This is a genomic window from Sphingomonas sp. PP-CC-3A-396 (assembly GCF_004343105.1).
GTDB lineage: Bacteria > Pseudomonadota > Alphaproteobacteria > Sphingomonadales > Sphingomonadaceae > Sphingomonas.
Window position 1 is genome coordinate 76,701 of record NZ_SLYF01000001.1, and the last position, 17,383, is coordinate 94,083.

Annotated in this window: 19 protein-coding genes and 1 riboswitch; of the genes, 7 read left to right on the plus strand and 12 right to left on the minus strand. The window is 66.3% G+C overall.

Annotated elements, in window-relative coordinates; translation table 11 throughout:
* Positions 1-6: 6 nt before the first annotated feature.
* Positions 7-204, minus strand: coding sequence for a hypothetical protein (locus C8J40_RS00370; RefSeq protein WP_132735639.1), 198 nt, complete (start codon positions 202-204; stop codon positions 7-9).
* 174 nt (positions 205-378) lie between these two features.
* On the opposite strand from C8J40_RS00370, the gene C8J40_RS00375 reads away from it, so the two are divergent.
* Positions 379-1,449: a PA0069 family radical SAM protein gene (locus C8J40_RS00375; RefSeq protein ID WP_132895327.1), complete on the plus strand. Its 1,071-nt coding sequence runs from the start codon at positions 379-381 to the stop codon at positions 1,447-1,449.
* A gap of 538 nt (positions 1,450-1,987) precedes the next feature.
* Here C8J40_RS00375 and C8J40_RS00380 read toward each other — a convergent pair.
* The 8 genes from C8J40_RS00380 to C8J40_RS00415 all read right to left on the minus strand — a co-directional run bounded on the left by C8J40_RS00380 (position 1,988) and on the right by C8J40_RS00415 (position 10,752).
* On the minus strand, positions 1,988-2,347 hold the full coding sequence (locus C8J40_RS00380; RefSeq protein WP_132895328.1) for a VOC family protein: 360 nt from the start codon (positions 2,345-2,347) through the stop codon (positions 1,988-1,990).
* 185 nt (positions 2,348-2,532) lie between these two features.
* On the minus strand, positions 2,533-4,068 hold the full coding sequence (locus C8J40_RS00385; protein ID WP_132895329.1) for an aminoacyl--tRNA ligase-related protein: 1,536 nt from the start codon (positions 4,066-4,068) through the stop codon (positions 2,533-2,535).
* Between the two features lie 204 nt (positions 4,069-4,272).
* Positions 4,273-4,785: a CcdC protein domain-containing protein gene (locus tag C8J40_RS00390; RefSeq protein ID WP_132895330.1), complete on the minus strand. Its 513-nt coding sequence runs from the start codon at positions 4,783-4,785 to the stop codon at positions 4,273-4,275.
* Between the two features lie 49 nt (positions 4,786-4,834).
* Positions 4,835-6,472 carry an aminomethyl-transferring glycine dehydrogenase subunit GcvPB gene (gene gcvPB / locus C8J40_RS00395; RefSeq protein ID WP_132895331.1) on the minus strand — a complete coding sequence of 546 codons (1,638 nt, stop codon included), beginning with the start codon at positions 6,470-6,472 and terminating at the stop codon, positions 4,835-4,837.
* The gene (gene gcvPA / locus C8J40_RS00400) at positions 6,469-7,827 is read right to left on the minus strand and encodes an aminomethyl-transferring glycine dehydrogenase subunit GcvPA (RefSeq protein WP_132895332.1); all 1,359 of its coding nucleotides are present in this window, start codon (positions 7,825-7,827) and stop codon (positions 6,469-6,471) included. The genes gcvPB and gcvPA overlap by 4 nt, the downstream gene beginning before the upstream one ends.
* 135 nt (positions 7,828-7,962) lie before the next feature.
* Positions 7,963-8,334, minus strand: coding sequence for a glycine cleavage system protein GcvH (gene gcvH, locus C8J40_RS00405; RefSeq protein WP_132735659.1), 372 nt, complete (start codon positions 8,332-8,334; stop codon positions 7,963-7,965).
* A gap of 1 nt (position 8,335) precedes the next feature.
* Positions 8,336-9,583, minus strand: coding sequence for a glycine cleavage system aminomethyltransferase GcvT (gcvT, locus tag C8J40_RS00410; RefSeq protein ID WP_132895333.1), 1,248 nt, complete (start codon positions 9,581-9,583; stop codon positions 8,336-8,338).
* A gap of 154 nt (positions 9,584-9,737) precedes the next feature.
* Positions 9,738-9,841: riboswitch (glycine riboswitch) on the minus strand.
* Between the two features lie 230 nt (positions 9,842-10,071).
* Positions 10,072-10,752: a hypothetical protein gene (locus C8J40_RS00415; protein ID WP_243693150.1), complete on the minus strand. Its 681-nt coding sequence runs from the start codon at positions 10,750-10,752 to the stop codon at positions 10,072-10,074.
* An 80-nt stretch (positions 10,753-10,832) separates the two neighbouring features.
* Here C8J40_RS00415 and ispH point away from each other — a divergent pair, with 80 nt between their 5' ends.
* Genes ispH through rnhA form a run of 3 tightly spaced genes read left to right on the plus strand, consistent with a single transcriptional unit; the run spans position 10,833 to position 13,202 of the window.
* On the plus strand, positions 10,833-11,789 hold the full coding sequence (gene ispH, locus C8J40_RS00420; RefSeq protein ID WP_132735665.1) for a 4-hydroxy-3-methylbut-2-enyl diphosphate reductase: 957 nt from the start codon (positions 10,833-10,835) through the stop codon (positions 11,787-11,789).
* 1 nt (position 11,790) lies between these two features.
* Positions 11,791-12,741, plus strand: a complete 951-nt coding sequence (gene thrB / locus C8J40_RS00425; RefSeq protein WP_132895334.1) for a homoserine kinase — start codon at positions 11,791-11,793, stop codon at positions 12,739-12,741.
* A complete protein-coding gene (gene rnhA, locus C8J40_RS00430; protein ID WP_132735670.1) occupies positions 12,738-13,202 on the plus strand; it encodes a ribonuclease HI in 465 nt (154 codons plus the stop codon). Before thrB ends, rnhA begins: the two co-directional genes overlap by 4 nt.
* Positions 13,203-13,432: 230 nt before the next feature.
* Here rnhA and C8J40_RS00435 read toward each other — a convergent pair whose 3' ends face one another.
* Complete coding sequence (locus tag C8J40_RS00435; protein ID WP_132895335.1) at positions 13,433-13,948, minus strand: hypothetical protein; 516 nt, start codon at positions 13,946-13,948, stop codon at positions 13,433-13,435.
* Between C8J40_RS00435 and C8J40_RS00440 the strand changes: the two genes are divergently transcribed.
* Positions 13,947-14,228 carry a hypothetical protein gene (locus C8J40_RS00440; protein ID WP_132895336.1) on the plus strand — a complete coding sequence of 94 codons (282 nt, stop codon included), beginning with the start codon at positions 13,947-13,949 and terminating at the stop codon, positions 14,226-14,228. The genes C8J40_RS00435 and C8J40_RS00440 overlap by 2 nt on opposite strands.
* A gap of 50 nt (positions 14,229-14,278) precedes the next feature.
* On the plus strand, positions 14,279-14,515 hold the full coding sequence (locus tag C8J40_RS00445; protein WP_132895337.1) for a hypothetical protein: 237 nt from the start codon (positions 14,279-14,281) through the stop codon (positions 14,513-14,515).
* A 218-nt stretch (positions 14,516-14,733) separates the two neighbouring features.
* On the opposite strand, the gene C8J40_RS00450 is transcribed toward C8J40_RS00445, so the two are convergent.
* Together C8J40_RS00450 and C8J40_RS00455 are read right to left on the minus strand one after the other, a co-directional pair.
* On the minus strand, positions 14,734-15,846 hold the full coding sequence (locus C8J40_RS00450; protein WP_132895338.1) for an FAD-binding oxidoreductase: 1,113 nt from the start codon (positions 15,844-15,846) through the stop codon (positions 14,734-14,736).
* Positions 15,846-16,874 (minus strand): alpha/beta hydrolase, encoded by a 1,029-nt coding sequence (locus tag C8J40_RS00455; RefSeq protein WP_132895339.1) that lies wholly within the window; start codon positions 16,872-16,874, stop codon positions 15,846-15,848. Before C8J40_RS00455 ends, C8J40_RS00450 begins: the two co-directional genes overlap by 1 nt.
* A 19-nt stretch (positions 16,875-16,893) precedes the next feature.
* Here C8J40_RS00455 and C8J40_RS00460 point away from each other — a divergent pair, with 19 nt between their 5' ends.
* On the plus strand, positions 16,894-17,370 hold the full coding sequence (locus C8J40_RS00460; protein WP_132895340.1) for a prepilin peptidase: 477 nt from the start codon (positions 16,894-16,896) through the stop codon (positions 17,368-17,370).
* Positions 17,371-17,383 lie beyond the last annotated feature (13 nt).

Sequence of the window (17,383 nt, forward strand, 5' to 3'; positions counted from 1 at the left end):
CTGTTGCTACGCCAGCGCGGACCCGCCCCTCGCCGCATGGATGAGGTCGACAAGCTGCTTGTTGATCGACGAGCCATGAAGATGGAGATGCACCGCGTCATAGCCCTCGCGGCGCAAGCGTTGCCGTAGCGCGTTGACCGACTCGCACTCGCCCGAGCGTGCCAGTTCGAATGCGCGTTCCACCGTGGTCATCTGTCCCGTCATCGTTTCGCCCTACGCCGGATCGCGACCGGCCGCGAGTATTGATTCGCGTGCCGTCGTACTTGGTGAAAAGCGATCAAATTCAGGTAGATGCAGATTAACTCAGCCGATCGAGCATTTTATAGACCGAAATATTATGTTCTTTATATGTTCCTTATTCGGTCGTATCATCGCGCGATGAAACAGGTCCGTCCGGTTCGCGGTGCGACGCGCAATGACGAAAGCCGCCGGTTCAACATGCCGCAGACCGAGGCGGACGGCGACTGGCTCGACATGCGCGAGGGGATCGACGGGATCGCGCCGAAACTGCGCACGACGGTGACAGTCGAGACACCGCGGACGATCATCAGCCGCAATGCCTCGCCCGACGTACCGTTCGACCGCTCGATCAATCCATATCGCGGGTGTGAGCATGGCTGTATCTATTGTTTCGCGCGGCCGAGCCATGCGTTCCACGATTTGTCGCCAGGGCTGGATTTCGAGAGCAAGCTGTTCGCCAAGCCTTCGGCGGCGACGCTGTTGCGCGCCGAACTGTCGAAGCCGGGCTATGTCTGTGCGCCGATGGCATTGGGAACGAATACCGATCCGTACCAGCCGATCGAGACCGACTGGCGGATAACGCGGGGAATCATCGAAGTGCTGGCGGAAACCGACCATCCGCTGACGATCACGACCAAGTCCGACCGCGTGGTGCGCGATCTCGACCTGCTCGCGCCGATGGCGGCGAAGGGGCTGGCTGCGGTGGCGATGTCGATCACCTCGCTCGATCCGAAGATCGCGTCGACCGTCGAACCACGCGCGCCGCATCCCGAGCGACGGCTGGCGGCGGTGCGCAAACTCGCCGATGCGGGCGTGCCGGTCTACGTGTCGATCGCGCCGGTCATCCCGGCAATCACCGACCATGAGATCGAACACCTCGTCGCGCGGGCAGCGGAAGCAGGGGCGAGCCGGGCGTTCTTCATTCCCGTGCGATTGCCGCATGAAGTCGCACCGCTGTTCCGCGCGTGGCTCGACGAACATTTCCCTGATCGCGCGGGGAAGGTGATGGCGACGATCGCGTCGCTGCGTGGCGGCAAGGACAACGACCCGAATTTCTTTACGCGGATGAAGGGGCAAGGGCCGTGGGCGGACCTGCTGGGAACGCGGTTCCGGATCGCGTGCGCGAAGCACGGGCTGAATCAGGAGCGGATCGCGCTCCGCAACGACCTGTTCCGGGCGCCGCGGGGGCCGCAGGGGGAATTGTTTTGACCACCCGGAGATCGGTGCGCGCGGGTGCGGATAGCCGGGTTTTAGCGTGTGCCGTCTGATTTGTTCTCGTCATGCCGCCCTTAGGCTACGCTCGGGCCGGCTTGGGTCGGCATCCAGGTGTCGCGGAGTCGAGAAAATCTGGTTTTGCGGAACGGCGGCACTCGGAATTTGTCGGTACTGTCGCGATCGGACCTGCACGCGATGCCCAACGCGTTCGTTACGCTCCTCCTCCTTGTTCTCCCGCGAAGGCGGGAGCCCAGTCTGGATCCCCGCCTTCGCGGGGAAACATGGGCATCGGTCGGAGAGCCAACCGCTGTAGCACGCGCGCAACGGTGAATGGTCGAATGTCGATCTGTCCCGGCCGAAGCAATAACGCAGCGCGTGCGCCAATCATCCGGTAGACCAGACAGCAGATCAATGGCGGCAAAGTGAGTGCACTGGCGAGGGGGTCGAACTCCGCGCAAGTGGGGTCGCTGAATCCTCGACCGATCGGCTGGTGGCACTGCCGCTCATCCGACCGAAGCTGGACGCGTTATCCTTATGAAGGATCGTCGGGTTGCCAGAGTTCGATCGGGTTGCCTTCCGGATCATGGATGCGGGCGAAGCGGCCGAAGCCGGGCATGTCCCATTCGGGATCGGTGATCACCGTGATCCCGGCCGCGCGGAGTGTCGCAATCAGGCCGTCTAGGTCGTCGACGCGCAAGTTGAGCATCCAGGGGCGATCCTGGGGGAAATAGTCGGCGTCGACCGCGAACGGCGCAAACACGCTGGGTCCGGCCTGCGTCTCCCATGATCCATAGGGTATCGAACCCACGCCGAGATGCTCGACATACCAAGCTCGTATCGCCTCCGGGTCCTTCGCCCGGAAGAAGAAGCCGCCGATCCCCGTCACGCCCATGCCTGCCCCCTAAGGTCGCACCGTCCAAAGACGATGCGACGATACCAGACAGGGAACCGCGACGCAGCCGACAGACCGGTCCGTTTTGGGTGCTCCGTGGCACGGGGTATCCGGGCCGTTTGGCACCCCGCCCCCGACTTCGAGCAAGCCCTCGACGTGACGCCGACCGCAGCCGATCGGCGCGCTTAGTAAGCGCGGCCGATCAGGATGCGCTCCACCGCGGGTTCGCCGGTGAAGATGCACGCGCCGTCGTCGCAGCCGGTCTGCCCCATCGGCGCGTTGCGGATGGTGAGCTTGAGCGCCTTCAACCGCTCGACCACCTTGTCGAGCGCAGGCCCGGTCGGCTTCGACCAGCGAACATCGACCCAGCCAGGGTTCTTCACACCGTCGGCGAGATGCGCTTCGACCGCGGCGAAGTCGTCGGCGGGGACGATGTTGCCCTTCACGCGATTCATCGATTCGACGTGGAGCGTAGCTTGAACGTCGTGCAGCATGCCCGAGACTTCGCTCACGAACTCGGTCCGCGCGACGGCGTTGCTGTCGAGCTTGCCGTCCTCGCGGTACAGGCGGTCGCGGCGGATGACGGTGACGTTACCGCCCGCGACGTCGCGGCCGCCAACCTCGATCACGATCGGAGCGCCCTTCTTGACCCAGCCCCAGCGCTTGGTCGCGGCCTTGGCAGGCTTGAGGTCGAGCAGCGCGCGAACCGGTTCGCCGAGCGCGGACTGCTTGGCGAGCTCAGCCTGGAGCGACTTGCAGTAGTCGACGATCGCCGCGTCCTCAGGGACGTCGCGCAGCATCGGCACGATCACGACCTGCCACGGTGCGATCATCGGCGGCACACGCAGGCCGTCGTCGTCGCCGTGGACCATGATGACCGCGCCGATCATCCGCGTCGACACGCCCCAGCTGGTCGTGTTGCACAGCTCGAACTCGCCGCCGGCATTCTGGAAGCGGATGTTCTGCGCCGAGGCGAAGTTGGTGCCGAGGAAATGCGAGGTACCGGCTTGCAGCGCCTTGCCGTCCTGCATCATCGCCTCGATCGAATAGGTCGCGACCGCGCCGGGGAAGCGCTCGTTCTCGGGCTTTTCGCCGGCAATCACGTGGACGCCGAGGCACTCCTCCGCGAAGTCACGATAGACTTCGAGCATCTTCAGCGTCTCGTCGCGCGCTTCTTCGGCGGTGGCGTGGGCGGTGTGGCCCTCCTGCCAGAGGAACTCGCTGGTGCGCAGGAACATGCGCGTGCGCATCTCCCAGCGGACGACGTTGGCCCATTGGTTGATCAACACGGGCAGGTCGCGCCACGACTGGACCCAGCGCGCGAACGCGGCGCCGATGACCATTTCAGAGGTCGGGCGGACGACCAGCGGCTCCTCGAGCTTGGCGTCGGGATCGGGGATCAGGCGACCATAGCCGTCGGCCTTGAGGCGATGGTGCGTGACCACGGCCATTTCCTTGGCGAAGCCGTCGACGTGCTCGGCTTCCTTCTCGAAGTACGAGAGCGGGATGAAGAGCGGGAAATAGCAGTTCTCGTGGCCGGTCGCCTTGATCCGGTCGTCGAGCAGGCGCTGGATACGCTCCCAGATGCCGTAGCCCCAGGGGCGGATGACCATGCAGCCGCGGACGCCGGATTCCTCGGCGAGATCGGCCTCGGAGATGACGGCCTGGTACCAGGCGGAGAAATCCGCCTCGCGGGTGACGGGGAGTGCGCGCTTTATCATGCGGTGCGGATAGCGGGTGCGCGGGGGTTCGTCACGTGTGAGTTGCGACGCTAGATTCCGTCGTCGGTCCGGTTGCGTGACCTTCACTCCCTCCCCACCGTCATCCCGGCGAAAGCTGGGATCTCTCCGAGGAATGTCGCTCCCAAGCCGCGAAAGATCCCAGCTTTCGCTGGGATGACGGGTGGGGCTCGTGAATGGGTGGGGCTAGCGAACCCGGGCGGTTTCCAGCATCCGCTTGGCACGGAGGTACATCTCGACGCGCTGGGTAGTGAACAGGCCGAGCGCGAGTGCGACCAGCATGTCGGTGATCGCGAAGGCGTTGAGGTGCAGCGCGTGGCCGTCGCCGATGATGGCGCGGGCACCGGTGCGGACGGCGACGATCGCCATCAGGAAGAAGACAGCGGCGGGCGAGGAGGTCGTGTTGAGCGCGTGGCTGTCGGGGTCGATCGTGATCCGCATGAGCTTGCCGCGCTGCCAGCCGAGTGCGGCGCCCATCACGAGCGCGAGCACACAGAACAGCCAGGCGACACCCTGCGGCGGATACATTACGAACATGTAGAGCGCGACGGCAGCATAGAGTGCAGGGAAAACCCAGAGGCGTTCGAGCTTGAGCGGCTTGACCACGCTCATGCGGCGCCAGCGGACCGCGAAGACGGTGCCGATAATGACCGCCGTGATCGCGTAGCTGATCCAGCCTTGTGCTTCGTGCGCCTGCATTGATAGCCCGCCCTGCCCGGTGATCCCGGGCCAGACGGGGAGCGTATCGTTACTCGGCGGCTTGCGCCAGCGGGGCCGGGTCCTTCCAGACCAGCACCGGTTTGCGCGCCGCAAGCGTCTCGTCGAGGCGGGCGCGGGGGGCGAAGTGCGGCGCGGTCTTGAGGCTGGGGTCGCCGGCTTTGGCGCGTTCGGCGACCGAGCGGAGTGCGGCGATGAACTGGTCGAGCGCCGCCTTCGATTCGGTCTCGGTCGGCTCGACCAGCATCGCGCCGTGGACGACGAGCGGGAAATACATCGTCATCGGGTGGAAGCCCTCGTCGATCAGGCCCTTGGCGATGTCGATCGTCGAGAAGCCGGCGGCGAGGCCGGAATCCGAAAACAACGCCTCGTGCATGCACGGACCCGAGGGGCCGAACGGTGCGTCGAGCGTGTCGTCGAGGCTGCGCAGGATGTAGTTCGCGTTGAGCACCGCGTCCTCCGACACCTGGCGCAGGCCGTCGGCGCCGTGGCTGAGGATGTAGGTCAGCGCGCGCGTGAACATGCCCATCTGGCCGTGGAACGCGACCATGCGGCCGAAGCTGCCGGCGTGGTGTTCGCCTGCGGTTTCCTCCTCGACGAGTACGAACTGGCCGTCCTGGTTCTCGACGAACGGGAGCGGTGCGTAGGGAGTCAAAGCCTCCGAGAACACCACCGGGCCCGAGCCTGGGCCGCCGCCGCCGTGGGGCGTCGAGAAGGTCTTGTGCAGGTTGATGTGCATCGCGTCGATGCCGAGATCGCCCGGGCGCACGCGCCCGACGATGGCGTTGAAGTTCGCGCCGTCGCAATAGACGAAGCCGCCCGCCGCGTGCACCGCGTCGGAGATCTCGCGCATGTCGCGCTCGAACAGGCCGCAGGTGTTGGGGTTGGTGATCATCACGCCGGCGACGTCGGGGCCGAGCCGGGCCTTCAGCGCGGCGGTGTCGACGCGGCCTTCGGCGGTGGCGGGGATGTCCTCGACGCTATAGCCGGCGAAGGCTGCGGTGGCGGGGTTGGTGCCGTGTGCGCTCTCGGGGACGAGGATGATCTTCCGCGCGCCTTCACCCTTGGCTTCGAGTGCGGCGCGGATCGCGAGGATGCCGCAGAGTTCGCCGTGCGCGCCGGCCTTGGGGCTCATCGCGACCGAGGTCATCCCGGTAAGCGTGACGAGCCAGTGCGCGAGCTGATGGATGACTTCCAATGCGCCCTGCACCGTGTCGACCGGCTGGAGCGGGTGGACGTCGGAGAAACCGGGGAGGCGCGCCATTTTCTCGTTGAGGCGCGGGTTGTGCTTCATCGTGCAAGAGCCGAGCGGGAAGAAGCCGAGGTCGATGCCGTAGTTCTGGCGCGAAAGGCGGGTGTAGTGGCGGACGGTTTCGGGTTCGGAGAGACCGGGGAGGCCGATCGGTGCGGCGCGGAGCAACCCGCCCAGCTTGTTTTCCTGCGAACGCAGGAATCCAGGGTTACGAGCGGCGTCCTTGGAACCCTGGGCTCCTGCGTTCGCAGGAGAACCGAAGGTGTCGAAATCTACGCCGGTGGTGTGCGCGTCGCCGATCTCGAAGATCAGCGCCTCTTCCAGCATCAGCGCCTTGTTGCCGGTTACCGATGCGGGGACGTTACCCGTGTTCGCCTCGGGCGAGGTCGGGCGCCAGCCGCTCTGGTTGATGCTCATGCCAGTATCTCCTGGAGTGCGGACGCAAGCGTTTCGACGTCCTCCGCGGTGGTCGTTTCCGTCACCGCGACCACGAGGCCGTTCGCGAGGGCGTCCTGGCCGGGGTAAAGACGCCCGAGCGATACGCCGGCAAGAATGCCGCGATCGGCGAGCGTGCGGACGACGGGGCGGGCTTCGACGGGCAACTTCAGCGTGAACTCGTTGAAGAAGCTGTCGTTGACGAGTTCGACGCCGGGGATCTGCGACAAGCGCTCGGCGGCGGACACCGCGCCTGCGTGGTTCACCTCGGCCAACTGGCGCAGGCCGGCTTCACCGAGCAGCGTCATGTGGATCGAGAAGGCCAGCGCGCAGAGGCCGGAGTTGGTGCAGATGTTCGACGTCGCCTTTTCGCGGCGGATGTGCTGCTCGCGGGTCGACAGCGTGAGGACGAAACCGCGGCGGCCGTCCGCGTCAACGGTCTCGCCGCAAAGGCGACCGGGCATCTGGCGGACGTATTTGTCCTTGCAGCCGAACAGGCCAACGTAAGGACCGCCGAACTGGAGACCGACGCCGAGCGACTGGCCTTCGCCGACGACGATGTCCGCGTCCATCTCGCCAGGCGAGGTGATCGCGCCGAGCGCGACCGGCTCGGTGACGACCGCGATCAGCAGCGCCTTCTTCGCGTGGCACGCATCCGCGAGCGGGCGCAGGTCGGCGATGCGGCCGAGGATGTCGGGGTACTGGACGACCACGCACGACGTATCGTCGTCGATTTTCGCGATCAGCTGGTCGAGGTCCATGTCGGCGACCAGTTCGGGTGCGGTCGTGTCGAGCACGTCGCCGGTGAACTTGGCCATCGTGTTCGCGACCGAGACGTAATGCGGGTGGAGGCCCGACGACAGGATCGCCCTGCCCCGCTTGGTGATGCGACGCGCCATCACGATCGCTTCCCAGCACGCGGTCGAGCCGTCGTACATCGAGGCGTTGGCGACGTCGGTGCCGAGCAGCCGCGCGACCTGAGTCTGGAACTCGAACAGCATCTGCAGCGTGCCCTGCGCGATTTCCGGCTGGTACGGCGTGTAGGCGGTGAGGAACTCGCCGCGCTGGATCAGGTGATCGACCGAGGCGGGGACGTGATGCTTGTACGCGCCGCAGCCGAGGAAGAACGGTGCTTCGCCGGCGGTGAGGTTCTTCTTGGCGAGCGCCGACATGTGGCGTTCGACCGCCATTTCGGAGGCGTGCATCGGCAGGTCGCGGACCGGGCCGTCGAGGCGCGCGGCTTGCGGCACGTCGACGAAGAGGTCGTCGATGGTCGCGGCACCGATGACGGCGAGCATTTCCGCGCGGTCGGGCTGGGTCAGGGGAAGGTAGCGCATCGGCATCAACTCCCCCCTCCCGCATGCGGGAGGGGTCGGGGGTGGGCGCCCGGCATCAAACGGGCGGAACGCTGGAGGAGAGCGCGCGCCCACCCCCTGCCCCCTCCCGCTAGCGGGAGGGGGGTAGCAGTTAGATCAGAGCCCTTCGACGAAGGCTGCGTAGGCGGCTTCGTCCATCAGGCTGTCGAGTTCGCTCGGGTCGCTGAGCGTCAGCTTGAAGAACCAGCCCGCCGCTTCGGCATCCGAGTTCACCAGGCTGGAATCGTCGGTCAAAGCGGCGTTGCCCTCGGTGACGGTGCCCGAGACCGGCGAATACACGTCTGACGCGGCCTTGACCGACTCGACGACCGCGGCTTCGTCACCCTTGCTCAGCGTCTTGCCGGCTTCCGGGACGTCGACGAACACGACATCGCCGAGTTGGCTCTGCGCGTATTCCGAGATGCCTACGGTGCCGACATCACCGTCGACGTCGACCCATTCATGATCCTGCGTGAAGTAACGGCTCATATCACTTGGCTCCTGCGCGGACGTAGCGGTGGGGAATGAAGGGCATCGCGGTGACGGTGGCGGTGTGGACCTTGCCGCGTTGTGCGATCTCGATGCGGGTGCCGGGGGCGGCGAGCGCAAGCGGCACATAGGCCATCGCGATCGGCTTCCCGAGGGTGGGTGCGAAACCGCCGCTGGTGAGGCGGCCGATCGTCGCACCGGTTTCGTCGATCACCTCGGCACCCTCGCGCGCGGGCTGGCGGCCCTCGACGATCAGGCCGACGCGCTTGGTGGCGGGGCCGTGCTCGCGCTGGGTCAGGATGCGTTCGGCACCGGGGAAGTCGGCGGCTTCGCGGCGGCGCTTCGACAGCGCGAAACCGAGGTCGGCCATGACCGGCGTGATCTCGGGATCGAGGTCGTGGCCGTAGAGCGGCAGGCCGGCTTCGAGACGCAGCGAGTCGCGCGCGCCGAGGCCGATCGGCTTGATCTCTGGAAGCGCAAGCAGCGCGTCGGCGAACGCAACGGCGTGCTCGGCGGGGAGCGAGATCTCGACGCCGTCCTCGCCGGTGTAGCCCGAGCGGCTGATCCACAGCGGGACGTCGTTCCAGTGGAACGCACCCGCGGTCATGAACACGAGGCCGTCGACGCCGGGGATGATCCGCGCGATTGCCTCGACCGCCTTGGGACCCTGCACTGCGAGCAGCGCCTGGTCTTCGAGGATGTTGATCGTGACGTCGTCGGGGAGATGCTCGATCAGGTAGCTGATGTCGTCGTACTTGGTGGCGCCGTTGACGACGACGTAGAAGCTGCCGCTCGCGGTCGGCGACGGGTGGAGCGGGTCGTACGCCTCGGGCTCGACGTCCTGCGCGGAGAAGGGCGACGGCTGGTCGTCGGGGAGGCGCGTGGCCATCAGGTCGTCGAGGATGCCGCCGTCCTGCGCCAGCAGCAGCGAATAGCGCATCTTGCCCTCGCCGAGCCCTGCGATATCGCCCGGCAGGACGGTTTCGAGCGCGTGCGCGACGCCTTCGCCGGAGAAGACGAGCTGGCCCATGTGGCTGACGTCGAACAGGCCCGCCGAGTCGCGCGTCCAGGCGTGCTCGGCCATGATGCCTTCATACTGGATCGGCATCTCGTAGCCGGCGAACTCTACCATCCGCGCGCCCTGCGCCCGGTGCCATGCGTCGAGCGGCAATGGCAGGATCTCGGGCTCGACGTAATCGTCGGCCTGGTCGATGATGCTGGCGTAATCGCGCAGTTCTGGGTCGCTCATGGTCGTCTCCGTCGAAGGGGCGCGCGGCACCAATGGGTGCAACGATCCAAACCCCCTCTGTCACGGGACCTGAGAGCTTTCGCGCCGGAGTTGTCCAGCGCTTACCCCTTCGGTGGCCCTCGACTCACGTCAGGACGCTTTCCAGAGTGTCGATCAGCCCCGCGCGGTCTCTGGTGCCTGAGAGATTCCGGGGTGGTTGCTCCTTCGGCGGTTCCATCAGCCCTGAAAGGACCGGAAACGCTCTCCCGCGCGGTGCCATGCCGGTTGCCCGACATCGACGCCGCGAGTTGTGACGCGGCGCACAATCTTAGTCAATCGGGGGTTTGGGGGTGGGGGAAGATTTAGCGCGCGTCGGCCATCGTTCCGTTGCCTCGGAACTAGCTCGGCATGACGGCGGGGCGGGCGTTTTGAGCCTCACTCCCCTCTCCCTTCCCACCGCAAGGGCGGCGGGCCCCTTCCCTCTCCCCGGCGGGGAGAGGGACAATGGCTTAGCGGGTGGCGTTGTATTTGAGCTGGTCGTCGGTGAGCTGGAAGCCGACCAGTGCCTCGAAGCTGGCGCGTAGGACGGCCTGGCGGACTTCCGGGGTGCTCAGCGGATCGACCGCGGCGTCCTGATCGCCGGCCTTGCGCTTGCGGGTCAGCTTTTCGCGGACGTCGTCGGGTAGCGTTGCCGCAGACCGCGCGACCGTTGCGGACGCGGTTGCGGATGCCGAGGCGAGTGCTTGGCCCGCATCAAAATGCAGCGCGACGCGGCCGATGCGCTTGGCGACGACGGCGGTGCCGCCGCGGACTACCGTGATGAAGTATGGCAACGTCACGTCGCGCGCACCCTCCGTGCGGTTGCGACGGGCGCGGATGTCGAAGGTGACGCTGGTAACGACCTGGTCGGTCGCGTCGGCACAGGTCGAGCGGACGTTGGTCATCAGCGCGGCGACGTCGATCGCCGACTGGTCGCGGCTGGTGACCGGATCGAACAGCGTGATGTCACCGGTTGCTGCCGGGATCGCCACGGGCGGGCAGACCGAACGGACCGCGGAAATGCCGCCGGTCGCATCGACTTCGCCCTTGCCGGCGCACCCGGTCAGGAGGATCGCACATGCCGAAACGGCTAGGATAGGGGCTTTCACGGCGACGCTTACCTTCTCGAACGAGCGAAAGGGCCACCGCATGTCGCAAGCGGCCCCTGTCGCGGCGCACCATAGGAACCGGCTATCGTCCAGGCAAGCAATCGCGTAGAGGCTGACGCATCATGAGCCCAATCGACAAGCCGCCGCTCGAACTGTTGATCGCAGCGCCCCGAGGTTTTTGCGCCGGCGTCGACCGCGCCATCCGGATCGTCGAACTGGCGATCGAGAAGCATGGTGCTCCGGTCTATGTCCGCCACGAGATCGTCCACAACAAGTTCGTCGTCGACACGCTTAAGGCGCAGGGCGCGATCTTCGTCGAGGAGCTCGACGAGGTGCCCGATGGTGCGCCGGTCGTGTTCTCCGCGCACGGCGTGCCGAAATCGGTGCCGCTCGACGCGCAGAATCGCGGGCTCGAATATCTCGATGCGACCTGCCCGCTGGTGTCGAAGGTGCACCGCCAGGCCGAGCGTCTGGTCGCGCAGGGCCGGCATATCGTGTTCATCGGCCATGCCGGGCATCCCGAGGTGATCGGCACGTTCGGACAGGTGCCCGCGGGCGCGATGTCGCTGATCGAGACGGTCGAGGACGCCGAGGTGTTCGCACCCGCCGATCCGTCGAACCTCGCCTTCCTGACGCAGACGACGTTGTCGGTGGACGATACTGCTGCGGTGGTGGCGACGTTGCAGCGCCGCTTCCCGCAGATGTTGCCGCCCCGCGGCGAGGACATCTGCTACGCGACGTCGAACCGCCAGACCGCGGTGAAGGCGATCGCGCACAGCGTCGATGCGGTACTGGTGATCGGTGCGCCCAATTCGTCAAACTCGGTGCGACTGGTCGAGGTCGCCGAGCGCGAGGGTACGCCGGCGATGCTGATTCAGCGGGCGAGCGAACTGGACTGGGACTTCCTGGCCGGCGTCGGTACGCTGGGGATTACCGCGGGCGCCTCCGCACCTGAATTGCTGGTGCGCGAACTCGTCGATCGGTTGTCGGAGCGCTACACGGTGTCCGAGCGCGAGGTCGAGACCAACCGCGAGACGATCGCGTTCAAGCTGCCCCGTGGGCTGGAGGCGGCCGCCTAGCATGGCGGTCTACACGCAGGTGTCCGCGGAGGCGCTGGGCGCGTTCCTCGCCAAGTTCGATCACGGCGAACTGGTCTCGGCCAAGGGCATCGCCGAGGGGGTCGAAAACAGCAACTACCTGGTCGATACGACGACCGGGCGGTTCATCCTGACGCTGTACGAAAAGCGCGTGTCGGCGGACGACCTGCCGTTCTTCATGGCGATGCTCGACCATCTCGCGGTCGACGGCAACCCGGTGCCGCGCGCGCTGCCCGATTGCAGCGGTGCGCTGATCCACGAGCTTTGCGGGCGGCCGGCGTGCCTGATCGAGTTCCTGACCGGGGTGTCGGTGTCGCATCCGACCGAGGCGCAGGCATATGCGGCGGGCGCCGCGATGGGCGCGATGCACGTCAGCCTCGCCGGGTTCGATGGCGTGCGGCCGAACACGCTGGGGCCCGACGGGTGGCGTGCCTTGCTGGCGAAATGCGGCCGCGATCTGGATGCGATCGAGCCCGGGCTGTTCGATACAATTAGCACGGCAGCGGATGCGGTCGTCGCGGCTTGGCCCGCCGACTTGCCGCGCAGCGTGATCCATGCCGATCTGTTTCCCGACAACGTGCTGATGCTGGGCGACCGGGTGACGGGGCTGATCGACTTTTATTTCGCCTGCACCGATATCCGCGCCTACGATCTCGCGATCCTGCACAGCGCCTGGGCGTTCGATGCGCAGGGCGAAGGCTATGATGCGGGGGTCGGCAAGGCGCTGGTCGCGGGGTATGTCAGTCGGCATCCGCTAACCGATGCCGAACGCGCCGCGCTGCCGGTGCTGGCGCAGGGGGCGTGCCTTCGCTTCCTGGCGACGCGCGCGTGGGATTGGCTCAACACGCCGGCGGATGCGCTGGTGACGCGCAAGGATCCGCTGGCGTACTGGCGGCGGTTCGAGGCGTATCGCAAGGACGATCTGTTTGCATGACTGACGACACCGACGTTTCCATCACCAAGGTCGAGATCTTCACCGACGGCGCCTGCAAGGGCAATCCGGGGCCCGGCGGCTGGGGCGCGGTGATCCGGATGGGCGCGCACGAGAAGGAATTGTCGGGCGGCGAGACGCCGACGACCAACAACCGGATGGAGATGACCGCGGCGATCGAGGCGCTCAACGCGCTGACTCGGCCGTGTGCGGTGACGCTCTACACCGACAGCAAATACGTGATGGACGGCCTGACAAAGTGGGTGAAGGGCTGGCAACGCAACGGCTGGAAGACCGCCGACAAGAAGCCGGTGAAGAACGCGGAACTGTGGCATGCGCTGCTCGCTGCGGTGGCCCGGCACAAGATCGAATGGCAGTGGGTCAAGGGTCACGCCGGCCACCCGGAGAACGAGCGCGCGGACAAGCTGGCGAGCGACGCGGCGGTGGCCGCCGGGCGGCGCTAGGCTGGGCGACGCTGAGACTGGGCGACGCTGAGACTGGGCGTCTGTTACCCCACCCCGGCGAAGGCCGGGGCCCAACTGGGAAACGACTCTGATCAAGGACGGCGTGTCGTTACGCCGACCTTTCCAATTGGGCCCCGGCCTTCGCCGGGGTGGTTATTGTACACCTGTCGGCGGCGTTGCGCCGGTGTGACCGGACTATCAGAACCGCCGCCATCCGGCTGCCAACCGCATCACGCGCCGATCATGTCGCCGAACTGCGTGTCCGTGCGGACCGCGTCCTGCCAGGACGGGTCTCGGTTCATCGTCAGGTTGATGATGACGATGCCGGCGTGCGGCGGCCGGGCCGGGCGCGGCAGGCGGATCACGCGGCGGCCCGAGCGGTAGGCGGCCAACGTCGTATCCTTCGCGCGGCGCGCCGCGTCGGTGGCGTGCCAGCCGACCACCGCAAGCGCGACCTGCGCGGCGTCGCTGACGGCGGTCGCGGATTGCTGGCCGCGCTCGCGTATCCGGCGCAACGACTGGCGTATCCATGACGGCTGATCGAAGGCCGACACGTCCGCCGAGCGCCACGCCACGCGCAACCCCTCGGGCACACCGGTCCAGCTATCGCCCGCCGAACCGACCACCGACGGCGCGGAGCGGATCAGATCGTGCCGGCAGCGCTGGCAACGACTGAACAGAAACCCCTGATTTTCCAGCACCAGCGGCGCGGCGACGTGCCCCGAGGCGTGACAGAGCAGGTTCATGATGGTCCTCCTTGATGATCGACGTGTTGAGATGCAGCGCGGCGAGGACGATCAGATCCCCCGGCCCCTGTTCGAGTACCTGATCGAGATTCCAGACTTCGAAATGACGGCCCATGCCGACCAGCAACGCGCGCTGTTGCACCCGCGGCGGGCTCGCATCCACGATGCGATGCGGAGCCGGCCCTTGCCGTCCATCTGCGCGGGCGCGACGAAGCCGAGCCGCCGCCGGAGCACCGTATCGCGCGCACCCCCCTCCCAGTTTCGCGCAACGTCGCCATGATGATCGTCGACGCTCGCGCGATCATAGACCAGCAGGCAAGGATCTTCGGCATGAAGACCGACGAACAGATCGTCCCGTACGCCCCTGGACTGGATCGTAACGCAGAATTGATCGGGAAGAACCAGATCGCCACGTGCGCTTATCGTAGATACCGCGCTTCCAACGAAGATATTGTCCATCCGCAACTACACCACTGCCAAGTGACCGAACCGACGAAGCACATCTGTTTAATATCACATCGTGACATCATCGGATGCTTGTTCGTCCCGGCACTCATGGCGCGTTAACCATAGCGGGGAATTAACATTTTTTTAGTTTTACTCAAGAAACCGATTCTGTTGGTTTTCGCCCGAAAATTTCGGAATTTTATTCAATAGATTCCCGTTTTTGCTTATCACAATGGTAAGCGAATTTTTTCTCGGCGGATCGTCTTCAGGCCGGGAAAATCAGTTTGCGCGGTCGCGACTCGCGATTTCGAGGTCAACTTCGCGAAGCGTCGCGCCTGTCAGGCGAACCGATGGGGCGAGTAGCGCTGCGTATCGAGGGTCGCGATCGCGGCGGCGGGGGCCGTGCCTAGCAACAGGCTGGCAGAGAGCAAGGCGGCGGCAGGTGCCGTCTGGATCCCGAAGCCGCCCTGCCCCGCGCACCAGAAAAAGCCGGGAACATCGCGGTCGAAGCCGTAGACCGGCACGCGATCGGGCGCAAACGTCCGCAGCCCGGCCCAGCGTCGCTCGACCGCAGCGACCCGCCAGTCGACGACGCGCTCGAACCGATCGATCGCAATCGCGACATCGATCTCTTCCGGCGCGGCATCGCAAGGATCGGTCGGGGTTTCATCGTGCGGGCTGAGCCATAACCGCCCACCCGATTCGGGCTTGAAGTAGAACCCCCCGGCGATGTCCGCGACATGCGGCATGGTATCCGGCGCACCGGGATCGGTCCGCAACTGCGCCATCGTCCGACGATACGCCTGTAGACCCAATGGCCTCGCCCCCGCGCCGATCGCGACGCGGTCGGCCCACGCCCCGGCAGCGTTCACCAGGATCCGTGCACGCGCGGTTCCCGCGGTTGTGACGATCGTCCAGATACTGTCGGCGCGGCGTGCCTCGACGAAGGCAGCGTCGGTAACGAATTGCGCGCCGGCACGCCGGCCGGTCGCGATGCTGTCCGCATGCAACGCCGCGACATCGATATAGGCGCAACTCGCTTCCTGCACGCCGAACACCCAGTCGGCTCGCAGGCCAGGGACGAACGCAGCGGGCTCGACCGGATCCAGGACCACCGCGCTATCCGCGAACGCCGCAAGGAAGGCATCGATCGCCGCCTCGTCCCCCGCGCGACCAATATGCACCGATCCGAGCGGTGCGACATGACCGCCGGCGTGGAGAAGCGGCCCCGAGGCGGTGGTCAGCGGCTGGATATTCGGACCGCCATAGGTCTCCGACCAGAACGCCGCGGATCGTCCGGTGGCATGATAGCCGGGCACCGCCTCCGCCTCGAGAACGAGGACGCGCGCGTCCGATCCGAGGGCGGCGGCGAGGCTGGCGCCGGCCATGCCCGCACCGACGATCGCCACGTCGTAAACCGGTCCGAACACGGGCGTCGCGAACGCGGCCATTACGGACGGGGCGGCACGACGGCATCGAGGAACGAATCGATGGCGCCCAAGGCCCGGTCACGCACGCCGTCCGCCTCGCGGAGGATCTCATGCGCCGATTCGCGGCCGAACCGGACGATCTGCGCATCGGGCAACCGCGCGCCGAGCCGCAAGGCCGCATGGGGATCGACCAGCTTGTCGGCTTCCGCGACAAGTATCAGCACCGGCGTCTCCATCGTCTCGATCCGCGGATCGACCGCAAGCGCAGCGGCGGCGGCAAAGCCTTGCGCCAACCACGACCAGCTCGGCGGGCCAAGGCACAGCGCGGGCTTTTCCGCCTGCCACCAGCGCTCGTCATCATAACGTGACGCGTCATGCGTCAGCAGAGATTGCCGCGACGCGATCGAGCCGGGCCGCTCGTTGCTGCGCCAAGCACCCCGCGCGGGATTGCCGCGCGACGCCATCCACCGAGCGACACGACCGGCGATCCCGGCGCCGACCGGTGACTTCAGCCCGATCATCGGCGCCACCAGAATCGCGGCATCAGGCTGGATCGACCGTGCCGCGAGCGCGCGCACGACCATCATGCCACCCATCGAATGTCCCACGATTACGTGAGGTTGGCTCGCTACCCCCCGCTCCGCCACCCAGTCCGACCAGAACGCCGCCAGGTCGCGGTCATAGATCGTGTAATCGTCGACGTGGCCGACATGGGGGTCCCCGGAAAGCCGTCCCGAGCCCCCCTGCCCGCGCCAGTCGAACGCGGTGACCGACCACCCGTGTGCATGGAGATGCGCAAACGTCTCCAGGTATTTTTCGAAGATATCACCGCGCCCGGTCTGGAACAGCACCGCGCCCCGCGGCGGCCGCGATACTGCGTCGGCAGGCCAGTCGAAGCGGCGCAGTGCCCAGCCGTCGGGGGCAGTCCAATACCCGATTCGCGCACCGGCCGGAATCGCACGCCGAACCGCCTCGGCGCCACCACGCTCCGCTACGTGCGTGTAGCCGAACGAAGAATCGGTCGGGACGGTTACTTTTTCGAAAGCCATCTTCGTTAGGGTCTAGCCGATGGGGTGGAACATTGCTCTTCCAATTTTGATTTTCGCGCTTGGCGGCCTGCTGGTGTCCGCCGGCATCGAAGACGCGCGAACGCGGGAAATCGCCAACTGGAAAAATGCCGCGGTCGCGTTGCTCGCGCCGGTCTGGTGGTACGCCAACGGGCTCGAAATCTGGCCCGACGTCGTATTGCAGCTGGGCGTCGCACTCGCGGTGTTCGCCGCGTTCCTGGTCGCGTTCCATTTCGGCCTGATGGGCGGCGGCGACGTCAAGCTTATCGTCGCGCTGGCCTTGTGGTTGCCGTTTCCCGCGTTCCTCTCGATGCTGATGGTCATGTCGATCGCAGGCGGCGTCGTCACCCTCGTCATGATGGCCGAGCGCCTTATCAAGAAGACATCGGCGGCGATCGAAGTCCCGTACGGCGTGGCTATAGCATTCGCAGGGCTGCTCGCGCTGCGCGAACCACTCCTTAATCAGTTTCAGTCATGATTAACGCCGAAGC